We start from the raw sequence: 12,266 nt of genomic DNA on the forward strand, positions 1-12,266 counted from the left end.
AACATTACCCTCGTCCTCCATGGCACTAAATAGCCGCGCCTAATACCGCTACACTTTTGCCAGCCCATGTTTGCCTCCGGGGAACGGGCTGACGGTTTCCATAAAATGGCGAACTTTTTTCAACAGTTGCCACATTGAGCGGCACTGATGATTGCGCGTTATTGTGTCGTGAAGCGCCTGCCATAGCCGTTCCACATGATTCACCCATGGCGAGTAAACCGGCTGATAAATGACCCTGAACTTCGGATTTTCCTTCAGCCAGCGCTGTGTTTCCCGGCTTTTGTGGATAATGTAGTTGTCCACGATCAGCGTGATGGTTTTCGCCCGACGGTATGTCGCTTTAAGCCGCTTCAGCAGGCTGATGAACAGCGCTGAACTTTTGCTGTTGCCGCCCACATAGCTGACTTTACCCGTTCCGCTGTGCAGCGCTCCGGCCAGATAATATTTTTCATTCTGCCCCGGCGTCACTACGCGTTTTTGTTGTCCGCGCAGCTGCCAGTCCGCACCGATTTTGGGATGAAGATGGATATCCACTTCATCTTCATAAAAGACCGGATGCGCTGCGCTGCATTCGTCCAGCGCTTTGTGGATTGCCGCCATCTTTTCATCTTTATGCGGGTCACGGATACGTAGAGTTGGCGCGGCCCTTCGCCACACCAGCCCCGCAGACGGCAACCAGCGGCGAACGGTTCCGGCATGTAACTGGCAGCCAGTTATCTCATTGATTTTTATTGCCAGAAGTTCTGTACTCCAGCGTGAGCGCTGGTAGCCAAAATCGCCGGGAGTATGTTTTATCAGCTCACGTAATAACGTGCAGATATGCTCAAAAGGCCAGTGACGGGTTCGTCCGGCAGGTAATGATTTCAGTCCTGCAGCCCCCGACAACGTGAACCAGTTAATCCAGCGTCCGACGGAGGAACGGGCACAGCAGAGCGTTCTGGCAACGTCGCTGACACGGTCACCCCGATGTAACATCAGCATGGCAGTCAGCCTGCGGGCATAATTTTTATCGTGAGTTTTATGAATGGCTTTCTGCATCAGGCGTCGTTCGTCACGGGGAATTGGTGCTATGATCGGCATCGCTCAGTCCGGTTGGTGATTTTGGTTGGTTTGGCGATTGATCAGATCGCACAATCCGGGCTGAGTTCCCTCAAAGTGATCTACTATTCCGCGCAGCTATTTAGCTATGCCACATATATATCGCATCCCCTCACTATGGCTGCTCAGGAGGAACCGACATCTCATGACGGAAAACATTATCAGGATCCACTATTTTTTTTGTCGCCACCAGGCTGTTAGCTTTATTGCCGTAATATAGTGTCAGCCATTGAGGATCAATGGCGGTATGCGTGGCATCAGTATATTTCATATCAATATCCGGGTAATTAATATAACACCCCTGAAAATGCCCGCTACCATCATCATACGGTTTTCCTCGGGTATCAGCGAAATAAGCAGAATATAAATTAGCCATCCATGTCAGAAAGAAATCATCATCTTCTGCATTATTCCAGTGGCTCTGGAACTGCGACTTCAGTATGGAAGCACGTTGATACACCGAGGTAGGATTGATGGTCTCGTCATTACTGTTTATGCACCCCCCATAAGAATCAATCTGTACCCAGGTTTGATTAAGCCGGATATCATCGCCAGCATTCAGATGTTCCCAGAGAGCCGTAATTTCCGTGTCTGTAAAATCAGCAATATGATAAGCCGATTTATACTTATTGCGCATGTTACCGCCTGAGCCATTAATGGTTTCCGTTAGCCATAACCAGTCCATCAACTGGGCATCACTGACCGGATCGCGGAGTGATTTTTGTCGGTTAGCCGTACGCGCCACCGCACCATGCCACACAGGTTGCGCCACAACCTCGGGCGTCACGCCAACGGCGGCCGTTATTGTGTTAACAAAATCGATAAAGGGCTGATCCTGACTTCCTCCCACCGTACCCTCCAGGCCGGTGTACTGAATGGTCATCACCACATCACCCGTCGAACGATGCTGCAATTTCAGTAAGGAGAAAAGCCCACCATTGGCCAGAGTGGGATCGCTGCTGTTCCATTCCGGGTCGTGATCGGAGAACCACTGCCAGTAGGTATGTAAAAAATTACCGAATGCTGCTTTACCCGTATCTCCGGTACCGAAGCTATCCCACGGCCAGGAAAGCGAGAGCAAATACGCCTGCTGGGGCGCAGGAGGTAAATCTGTATAGTAATAGTTCAGAATAATGCCGTAATTGCCGCCTCCCGCCCCCCTGCAGGCAATAAATAAATCGCGATCGCTGTCTGAGCTATTCAGATGAACATGCTTCACAACCAGTGTGCCACTTCCGGCAGTGTCAGGAACCAGGATATCTACACCGGAGAGCCAGTCCACCGTCAGCCCGTACAAACGAGAAAGCAGACCATATCCTCCTCCCGAAACATGCCCACCTGAACCAACCGAATAGCAAGAGCCGCCCGGAATCGTTTTGCCGGATAATTTATATAAGCTGACATAACCGTCCCAGTTCTGGTTGCCAGTAGCAAAAGAAAAACGATAGGAAACGGTGTTGTCCCACGGAGAAATAATATCTCCAGCATCACTGTACTGCAGTCCGGTCATTAACCCGAGATCAATGATAGCCAGTGGCTGACTACCGTCACTACTCAGCTTATTTGTGACAAATCCCTCATAACAATGGCCCCCACTACGAACCGTCAGCCGATATCCATTCTGTAAAGCATCATTAGCTGCATCAATGACTTCCTGCGCTGTTTTACAGACATAAATGAAATCAGCGCCTTCGCCAGCATCTGGAGAACGTAAATTGAACCCCTTCTGGAGAGTGTCATAGCGAGGATTTTGATTATCTATTACAATAAAATCTGTCATATTTTCACCCTTATTTTAATTTAAACAACACCGCCAATAGGTACAGAATATTATTTAACATCACAGGGAGTTGACAATTGCGACGAGATTCACACAAAATTATTTTATTACAACTCAGTCAAAATAACTTATATATTAACAGGTTGACAGATATGGACGTTAATAAATACACAAAGATATTTTTATAAAAATAACACAGTAATAAAAATTTTTTTTATAATTTTCAGAAAGCCAGGTATTTGCTACCTATCCACCTGGCTCGTTTTTAACAAAAATAGCAACAACGTTATCGATTAATAAAACCCAGCCGACGAGAAATTAATGAACAGGCCTGCTCTAACTCATCGTTAACTTCATTAATCTTACGCCGCATCCGATGTGTCGGGCCAGCCACGCTCAGCGCGCCGATAACGGTCCCGGTATAATTGAAAACCGGACGGGCCACGCAGGTTAATCCCTCTTCGTTTTCTTCATTGTCGAGTGCGAAACCTTTCAGGCGAATATCGGCCAGCGTTTCATACAGCGCTACACGGTCAACCACTGTCTTTTCGGTAAACGGAATCAGGGGTTCACTCAGCACCCGATCAATCTCTTCCAGCGGCTGAAAAGCCAACAACGCTTTGCCTATTCCGGTGCAATACGCCGGTAATCTGGCACCAAGACGAGCGTTAGTCTGAATAGAAAGCGTTCCCTCATTTTTAAACAGATAGACTACGTGCCCGCTGTTATAAACGCCCAGAAAACAGGTTTCTGACGTTTTTGCTGATAGCGTTTTCAGATACGGAATAGACACTTCCACCAGGTTCACATTCATCAGCCCCTTGATACCGAGTTCAAGGCTCTTCAAATCCAGGTGATAACGTTCTGTTCCGTTATCCTGCATAACGTATTGCCGTTCCCTGAGCGTTTCCAGGGTACGAAACACCGTTGTCTTCGCGATCCCGGTCCGTTTGACTAACTCCACCAAAGATATACCGTCAGAATGCTCGCTAATCTCTTCCAGGATCGTCAGGACCTTGTCAACGCCGGAAGAATTTACATTTTCGCCGTTAGACATTCATTCATCCCCAATCAAAAAGTCCAGTTATTGTAACTGCAATGCCATAGCCCGCAAAACATATTCATTTTTAAACAGTTACATCAATTCAGATCATTGAGTATTCCTTCATTGCTGCAACACACGCCATTGCTGTTTTGTGAATCTTATCACCAAATTAAAAAATACGGAATGACATTCCGATATTCGATCAATAACCTTTAAATAACGGAACTATATTCCATATAAAAATCTAAGCAGAGGAAACGGCATGCTGATTGTCACTATCGACACCGGTACGACCAACACGCGAGTACGCGTCTGGCGGGATAACAGGGTAATAGCACAGACCAGTGAATCCGTTGGCGTGCGTGATACAGCGATAACGGGAAATCGCAACAAGCTGATTACCGGGGTAAAAAATGCACTGGATCGCGCCCTGACGGGCATCAGCGAACACTATGAAATCGTGGCTTGCGGAATGATCACGTCAGAAGTTGGACTGTATTGCGTACCGCACCTGCGAGCCCCGGTCGCCTTCGACGATTTGGTGAAAGGTGCTGTCGCTCATACGATCCCCGAAATCTCACCGCAGCCCATCTGGTTCATCCCCGGTGTGAAAAACAATGCCTCGCAGGTGGATGCCGAAAACATAGACGCCATGGATATCATGCGTGGCGAAGAAGTCGAAACATTCGGCCTGCTGATGCAGCACAATCTGCCGGGGCCAGCGCTGATTGTGCTGCCCGGTTCCCATTCAAAATTTGTCCTGACTGACGAGAAAAAGCAGATTGTCAGTTGCGTCACCACCATGGCGGGTGAATTACTGGATGTCCTCACCCATCACACTATTCTTGCTAATTCGCTTAATAGCAATTTTGTCGCGGAACTGGATAACGAATATCTGCTGAAAGGCGCAGTATCCTGCCGCAAAGTGGGCCTGGCACGCAGTTGCTTTACCGTGCGCCTTCTGGATCTGTTTACCCAGGCAACCCATAGCCAGAGAGCCAGCTATTTACTGGGCGCGACACTTTACTCCGACCTCCAGGCAATGAAACAGAGCATGGCGCTCAATCTGCCTCAGGACATCACCATCATCATCAGCGGTAAAACCGTTCTTAAACAGGCGCTGGCATCGCTGATCCCTGCCGACCCCTTTTTCACTGGCGGCATTGTACTGGCAGATGACGATCCGCTGCGCCCGCTTTCCGGCGTGGGCGCCGTTGCGCTTATGGAGAAAATTCTCTCGCGTTCTCCTGTCAGCAAGCTGCCTTCTTTCAGTGCCATACATCAGGGAATTCCAACATGAACAGTAAAACAGCGCCTCTGGTCGCGATTCTGCGCGGCATCAGGCCAGAAGAGATCGATAACCATATTCCTTTGCTGATCGAGGCGGGTTTTCGCGCCATTGAAATCCCAATGAACTCGCCACAGTGGGAAATCAGCGTTGCTCAGGCCGTCAGCAAATACCGCAAGCAGGCCACTATTGGCGCCGGTACCGTACTCAGTGTGGAGAGCGTCGACCAACTGGCGACACTGGGATGTCAGCTCATCGTCACGCCAAATACCCGACCCGACGTGATTCGACGCGCGCTGGATCATCAGATGCAGGTTCTTCCGGGCTGTGCGACACCGACAGAAGCCTTCAGTGCCATTGATGCCGGGACGCAGCAAATCAAGCTGTTTCCCGCCAGCCAGTTCGGACCGGGCTATATCCGGGCGCTGAAATCGGTGCTTCCCGCACATATCGCCGTTTATGCCGTGGGCGGTATCACGCCGGAAAATTTACCCCTTTACCTTGACGCAGGCTGTTCCGGCGCCGGGCTCGGCAACGATCTGTACCGTGCCGGACAAACACCTGCACGAACCCGGGAACAGGCACACGCGTTTATCACGGCTTATCAGCTTTTTATCACTCACGCCTCCCGGGCTAAGGAGCACATATGAAAATCGACTGGTTGTTCAAAAACGCCACCGTCATTGATGGTTCCGGTAATGCGGAATATCGCGCAGATGTGGCCGTAGAGGGGGACAGGATTGTCCGCATCGCACCAGCTATCCATGAAATCGCAGAAAACACGGTTGATTGTCAGGGGCTGGTGTTATCACCGGGTTTTATTGATGTCCATACCCATGACGATCTGGTTGTCGTCAGGCGACCTGATTACATCGAAAAAACGTCGCAGGGCGTCACCAGTATCATCGTGGGTAACTGCGGCATCAGTGCCGCCTGCGCGGTACTGAAAGATGAAGTACCAGACCCAGTTAATTTACTGGGTGAACTAAACGAATTTCACTACCCGGATGTCGCACGTTACCGCGAACAGATCAACACCGTCACCCCTTCAGTGAATGTCGCCACGCTGATTGGCCATACCACGCTGCGCAACAACTGCGTGGAATCACTGCTGGAACCCGCCAGTGAAGCCAACATCAGTACCATGCGCGATACGCTTCGCCTGGCGCTCGAACAAGGCGCGCTGGGGCTGAGTACCGGTCTTTCCTATGGTAATGCGGTCAACGCGTCAACAGAGGAGATCTGCGCACTGGCCGGGTTACTTGCTGAACATCAGGGTATCTACACCACCCATATGCGCACAGAGTATGACGGCATTATTGATGCCATGCTTGAGGCATTTCACGTTGGTCGTCATGGCCGGGTACCGGTTCAGATCTCCCATCATAAATGCGCCGGGGCCAAAAACTGGGGTCGCACGACAGAAACACTGGCGCTGATTGAAAAATATCAGCAACATCAGGAAATTAACTGCGATATCTACCCCTACCGCGCAGGCTCCTCAAATCTCGATCTGAAACAGGTCACTGAGGATTACGACATTCTGATCACCTGGTCCACGCCGCATCCGGAGATGGCAGGTAAAAACCTGCAGGTGATCGCCGGAGAATGGGGAACCGATGTTCATGGCGCCGCTGCCCGGTTACAACCCGCAGGAGCAATCTATTTTCAGATGCATGAAGAGGATGTGCGCCGCGTTCTGCAACATCCTTCTTCTATGGTGGGCTCTGACGGTCTGCCCTGCGATCCGAATCCGCACCCACGCTTGTGGGGCACCTTCCCTCGTGTTCTCGGCCACTACAGCCGGGACGAAAAGCTGTTCCCGCTGACCACAGCTATCCACAAAATGACCGGCATGTCTGCCTGGCGTTTTGGACTGGAAAAACGCGGTCTGATCCGCGAAGGCAACTTTGCCGATCTGGTCATTTTTGATCCGCAAAATATCAACGAAACTGGCACCTTCCAGAACCCTAAACAGACAGCAGACGGGATTGAACACGTCTTTGTTAACGGCGTTCTGACCTGGAGCCAGCAACAAATGACAGGCCTGCGCGCAGGCAAATTCTTAAGCAGAAAAGAACAATAACAGGAGAACAATCATGATTAAGCGATACGGAATCGAAGGATCTGAAGGAACGGGCGGACAGGCTTTACCGTTTGCAAAAGCCGTTGCCGCCGATGGCTGGCTGTATGTTTCCGGTCAGACGCCGATGGTTGATGGCGAAATTATTGATGGCGGCATTGTGGCCCAGTCAACACAGGCGATCCAGAACTGCCTCGACATCATGACTGAAGCCGGGTTCGGCAAAGAAGACATTGTACATATGAAGGTCTTTCTGACCGATGCCCGCTACTTCCAGTCATTCAACAAGGTATTCAAACGTTTCTTTGCCGCCCATCCGCCTGCGCGTGTGTGCTGCGTTGCCGACCTGGTCGTCGACTGCATGGTGGAAGTGGACATTACCTGCTTTAACCCCAAATTCAAAAACTGACTGTTGATAACCCTCCTCATCAACAAGGATAAATTATGCTACACGAAAATTTCCTGATGTGGTTTTTGATCTACGCTTTCGCCATGATGATTGTCGGCTGGTACGTCACCCGCCATCAGAAAACCGGGGAAGATTTTATTCTCGGTGGTCGAAAACTACCGATGTTGTTAACGCTGGGTTCGACTGTGGGCACGATGGTCGGCACCGGTTCAAGTATCGGCGCAGTCAGTTTCGGTTACAGTAATGGCTGGGCGGGAATGCTGTACGGGATTGGCGGTGCGACGGGGATCCTGCTGACGGCCTGGCTGTTTGCTCCGGTGCGCAAGATGCGCTTTATGACCATGAGCGAAGAGATCTGCTACTACACCGGCGGCAGCCGGATTGTCAAAAACCTGGTGGCGCTGCTGATATTCCTCGCGTCCATTGGCTGGCTGGGTGCCCATATCCTCGGTGGCGGCCTGTATCTGGCGTGGGCAGCAAATATTGATATCACGACCGCGAAAATCATTATCGCCGTGGGTTTTATTTTCTACGTCGGTATTGGCGGCTACAAAGCGGTATCCTGGATCGACACGCTGCAATCCATCGTTCTGTTCCTCGGTTTTATCGTACTGGCAGTGATGTCCGTCAGTTACGTTGGCGGATGGGATGTGATCGTGGCGAAAACCGATCCGCAGGCATTCACCCTGTTTGGTATCGGCAAACTGGGGCTGCTGCCCGCGATCTCACTGTCAATCGTGATCGGGATTGGCGTGCTGGCAACGCCATCATATCGCCAGCGTATTTACTCAGCGGCATCCACCCGCGCGATTCGCCAGTCCTTCGTCATTACCGGTCTGCTGTATATGGGATTTTCCTTCCTGCCAGCGATCATTGGTATGGCAACCCGGGTCATGGATCCGACGCTGGATAACCCGAGCTTTGCCTTTCTCTATGCGACCAACGCTCTGCCTTATGCTCTGGCGATGGTGGTGCTGATTGCGGGGATGTCTGCCAACCTGTCATCCGGCAGTTCAGATGCCATTGCCGGTGTCTCCATTATTCTGCGCGATATTTACACCATGGTAACGGGTAAAATGCCGCCGCCAGAAAAAGCGATTAATCTGTCGCGTGTCTTCTTGCTGTGCGTCATCGCGCTGGCGTTGATTTTTGCCCTGACCTCCAACGACATCATCGGTTACATCACCAAAATGATCTCAATGATCATGTCCGGCATGTGCGTCACCGTATTGCTGGGTAAATTCTGGCTGCGCTTTAACTGGCAGGGCTGCATCGCGGCATTGCTCGGCGGTAGTCTGACGTCGCTGGCGGTGATCCTGTCGCCGGAATGGTCGAAAGCACTGGGAAATCCGGTTATTCCGGCATTATCAGTCAGCCTGGTTGCAGCGGTGGTGGTGACGTTACTGACACCACAAAATAAGCTCTCCCGTGAAGAGGTGCTGAAAATGATCACTGATGAACGTGAGAACAGCAGCCACGCGCCGCGTTCAGAGGCTACCCCGGTAAGGAGTGCAGAATGACAGCAGTTGCACATAAATCGGCCATCATGTTCGCTCCCGAAACGGGCTACGCCAGCGTACTGCGCGAAGAGGTGTGCCTGCCCGCCGCCGTGATCAAAGCCAGGGCACTGGAGAATAATATTTTATGGATGCAGCGTTATGCCGATAAACGAGGAGTATCGCTGGCGCCTCACGGGAAAACATCCATGACTCCGTGGATATTCCGTCAACAGCAAAAGGCCGGCGCATGGGCGATTGGCGTGGGCAGCGCCTGGCAGGCACAGGCGGCGATGGCTTGCGGTATCAATCGGGTATTGATGGTCAATCAACTGGTCGGCAACGCCAACATGGCGCTGGTATCACAACTGAAAAAACAGTATCCGGATACCGATATTCTCTGCCTGGTAGACAGTCTGGACAATGCCAGAACACTTGCCGCCTTTTTCAGTGAACGTCAGCAAACGCTGGACGTACTGATTGAGCTGGGCGTTTCAGGTGGACGCTGCGGATGCCGGACGACTGACGAAGCACTGGTGCTTGCTGGCAATGTTTCGCAACTACCGGGATTGCGCCTGCGTGGGCTGGAGTTGTACGAAGGTGTTCTGCATGGTCACGATCCGCAGCCGCAAATCGAAGCGCTGCTGCGTGAAGCGGCTGACCTTGCGTGTCGGATGGAAAAATATGTCGATGGCGAGTTTATCCTTACCGGCGCGGGTACCGTCTGGTATGACGTGGTCTGTAACATCTGGCTGGCGGCAGAAAAACCAGCCCATTGCCGGATAGTGATTCGTCCAGGTTGCTATATCACGCATGACAACGGTATCTACCAGCAGGCCCAAAATGAACTGATGGCGCGCGACAGTATCGCCTGCGACATTGGCGGTGATTTAGCGCCCGCTCTTGAGTTGGTTGCCATAGTGCAGTCTGTACCAGAACCCTCGCTGGCCGTAGTCAACTTCGGTAAACGAGACGCGGCATTTGACGCCGGGTTGCCGCAACCAGTAGCCCATTACCGTGAAGGCAAAGCGCTGGAGTTAAAATCTGGCGCTATCACCAGCACAGGGATTATGGATCAACATTGCATGCTGCATCTGACGCCGGGCAGTGACGTCCGGGTGGGGGATATTCTTGTTTTTGGCACGTCTCATCCCTGCCTGACGTTTGATAAATGGAAAACCCTGTATTTAGTTGATGAGGATTACAGGATACTGGAAGAGCTGAACACCGCATTTTAGGCGCGGCCAGCAAACCTGGCAACAATGCCATCATACCGAGGGGGCAACAGCGCCCTCTCAATTTTTGCGACATCACGCGTTAGACCCGTCGATAATCACAACCCCTGGCAATATTTGAACCCTTCTGGCGTCAGTAAATCCACCTCATGCGGCACCTCCTCCAACAGTCCGCAAAGATAGAGCTCCATCAACGCCTCCCCGATAGTCTCCGGGTTTTCCTCCAGCAGCAGGTCGAAAGCTTTCTCCGGCAGGACTTCACCTGCCTGGATATTGTGTTCAGCGGCGACACGCATGATTTCGCGTGCCAGTGGTTCATAAAGCATACCGTTATTCCTGATATCAATTATCGTCAGCCAGAAGTGATGCCCGGCATTCTACTGCCAGAATTCGCACGGGAAAATCCCTCGCCTCGCATAATCAGTTGTTTACTGCCTGTTCCCGGCCTTAAGCGTTAAATTCCTGGTCTGACTCATCAACCGGGGACGTTATGTATGCCGCGTTATCCTGTCGTTTTACTGACGTATTTACTCACCACGGTCCCGGCAGCGCTGGCGCAGACCGTCATTTACACTACCGCGCAGCACCCGGTAAAAAAACCAGAACCGGGCGTACTGGTTTTCCGGCTGGATAAGGTGGAACAACTGGAACAATCGCTGTTTCCGGGGCTGTCGGACAATCCTCTGCAGGCCGAAAAACAGGCCCGGCGCATCATGCAGCAACCGGACTGGAAAATACGGGAAGCACAACTGACCGGCGCGTATCAGTCCCTCCTCGCCGCCTGGTCTGCTGGCATTACGAGAACTCCGGCAGTGGTGTTTGACGACCGTTATGTGGTGTATGGCACCACCGATACCGCACTGGCACAGCAGCTACTGGAGAAATGGCAGGAGCGGCAGCCATGATATTACACCGCTATTTTTTGCCGCTTCTGCTGATGGCATTTCCGGCGCTGGCAGTAAACACCGCACAGATTATTGCCTCGTCGTTATCGCCCGACTGCCTGCACTATCGCATCGTCGGTATCTGCTACTGGCTGCACTGCACCGCGTTCGGCTGTTCGGTCAGAACCTCAGTCAAAGTGAAACACAATCTGCCAGATCTGGTGGTCTCCGCGTATGCCGTACCCGGGCATAATCCCTGGCAGGAAATGGCGTTTATCGGCAGCCCCATTCCCGGTGTGGCGGAAGAAGGCAGTGACACTAATCCCCGCGAGGGCAACCCCAAGACCAAAATCCGTTTTAAAAACGCTGATGCCTTCGGGCATCCCGGCGGGGAGACGTTTTACCGTTTTCTCAGTGGTTTTGGCTACAGTTGCCGCAGCCCGGTTGTGGCATTTCAGCCTTATTTCGTCAGCACGCTGGATGCCGCCGCCTGGCGTACCGGTATTCCGGAGAGTTTTTATCCCGAGGCACTGACGCCGGGTGAACGCGAGGTCGGCCAGACTGGCGATTTATGGGGCAATGTCTACCCCCGTGCCGGGGCGCTCGGCCAGACCCACGACTACAAGACCGGGGCCGTTATCGCCCAGCGCACCGCCGATATCGTGACCCGTACCGGCCAGCCGCATGTCTTTATTCCCCTCGCCCCCACCGCCCGTGACGGCTGGTGGCCTCCTGACCCGGTACAGGAAAACCAGCCTGACAATCATGGCTGGCAGATGCTTTCCCCGGCGATGAGTTCACAGTGCATCACCTTCCCCGACAGAACCCCCGAAGACAGCTACGCCGACCGACTTTCTGAGACCGGTGATTATGCCTGGACACTCTGGCGGCCCTACAGCTGCTGCCAGCGGCGGGGACAAACCTTTTTAGGCAGTACAGGAGACTGAT

At 52.1% G+C, this 12,266-nt stretch carries 12 protein-coding genes; 8 read left to right on the forward strand and 4 right to left on the reverse strand.

Annotation, left to right across the window (positions count from 1 at the left end):
* Positions 1-48: 48 nt before the first annotated feature.
* The 3 genes from WB371_RS18745 to WB371_RS18755 form a co-directional block, all read right to left on the reverse strand.
* Positions 49-1,080 carry an IS630 family transposase gene (locus tag WB371_RS18745; RefSeq protein WP_336221544.1) on the reverse strand — a complete coding sequence of 344 codons (1,032 nt, stop codon included), beginning with the start codon at positions 1,078-1,080 and terminating at the stop codon, positions 49-51.
* A 133-nt stretch (positions 1,081-1,213) separates the two neighbouring features.
* Positions 1,214-2,878 carry a BBE domain-containing protein gene (locus WB371_RS18750; RefSeq protein WP_336221545.1) on the reverse strand — a complete coding sequence of 555 codons (1,665 nt, stop codon included), beginning with the start codon at positions 2,876-2,878 and terminating at the stop codon, positions 1,214-1,216.
* A gap of 286 nt (positions 2,879-3,164) precedes the next feature.
* Positions 3,165-3,935, reverse strand: coding sequence for an IclR family transcriptional regulator (locus tag WB371_RS18755; protein WP_336221546.1), 771 nt, complete (start codon positions 3,933-3,935; stop codon positions 3,165-3,167).
* A gap of 250 nt (positions 3,936-4,185) precedes the next feature.
* Here WB371_RS18755 and WB371_RS18760 point away from each other — a divergent pair, with 250 nt between their 5' ends.
* From WB371_RS18760 to WB371_RS18785, 6 genes are read left to right on the forward strand one after another with little or no spacing between them, the layout of a single operon-like run.
* A complete protein-coding gene (locus WB371_RS18760) occupies positions 4,186-5,223 on the forward strand; it encodes a 2-dehydro-3-deoxygalactonokinase (protein ID WP_336221547.1) in 1,038 nt (345 codons plus the stop codon).
* Positions 5,220-5,861, forward strand: coding sequence for a 2-dehydro-3-deoxy-6-phosphogalactonate aldolase (locus WB371_RS18765; RefSeq protein WP_336221548.1), 642 nt, complete (start codon positions 5,220-5,222; stop codon positions 5,859-5,861). Before WB371_RS18760 ends, WB371_RS18765 begins: the two co-directional genes overlap by 4 nt.
* On the forward strand, positions 5,858-7,297 hold the full coding sequence (locus WB371_RS18770) for a D-aminoacylase (RefSeq protein WP_336221549.1): 1,440 nt from the start codon (positions 5,858-5,860) through the stop codon (positions 7,295-7,297). The genes WB371_RS18765 and WB371_RS18770 overlap by 4 nt, the downstream gene beginning before the upstream one ends.
* Positions 7,298-7,310: 13 nt before the next feature.
* Entirely contained in the window at positions 7,311-7,703 is a 393-nt protein-coding gene (locus WB371_RS18775) for a RidA family protein (RefSeq protein WP_420704064.1), read from the forward strand.
* Between the two features lie 35 nt (positions 7,704-7,738).
* A complete protein-coding gene (locus WB371_RS18780) occupies positions 7,739-9,223 on the forward strand; it encodes a sodium:solute symporter family protein (protein ID WP_336221550.1) in 1,485 nt (494 codons plus the stop codon).
* A complete protein-coding gene (locus WB371_RS18785) occupies positions 9,220-10,437 on the forward strand; it encodes an amino acid deaminase (RefSeq protein ID WP_336221551.1) in 1,218 nt (405 codons plus the stop codon). The genes WB371_RS18780 and WB371_RS18785 overlap by 4 nt, the downstream gene beginning before the upstream one ends.
* Before the next feature lie 95 nt (positions 10,438-10,532).
* On the opposite strand, the gene WB371_RS18790 is transcribed toward WB371_RS18785, so the two are convergent.
* Positions 10,533-10,760, reverse strand: a complete 228-nt coding sequence (locus tag WB371_RS18790) for a hypothetical protein (protein WP_336221552.1) — start codon at positions 10,758-10,760, stop codon at positions 10,533-10,535.
* Between the two features lie 168 nt (positions 10,761-10,928).
* On the opposite strand from WB371_RS18790, the gene WB371_RS18795 reads away from it, so the two are divergent.
* Positions 10,929-11,339 (forward strand): TIGR03757 family integrating conjugative element protein, encoded by a 411-nt coding sequence (locus tag WB371_RS18795; protein ID WP_336221553.1) that lies wholly within the window; start codon positions 10,929-10,931, stop codon positions 11,337-11,339.
* Entirely contained in the window at positions 11,336-12,265 is a 930-nt protein-coding gene (locus WB371_RS18800) for a TIGR03756 family integrating conjugative element protein (RefSeq protein WP_336221554.1), read from the forward strand. Before WB371_RS18795 ends, WB371_RS18800 begins: the two co-directional genes overlap by 4 nt.
* The last annotated feature ends 1 nt before the right edge of the window (position 12,266 follow it).

The organism is Citrobacter amalonaticus (assembly GCF_037053465.1).
Lineage (GTDB): Bacteria > Pseudomonadota > Gammaproteobacteria > Enterobacterales > Enterobacteriaceae > Citrobacter_A > Citrobacter_A amalonaticus_H.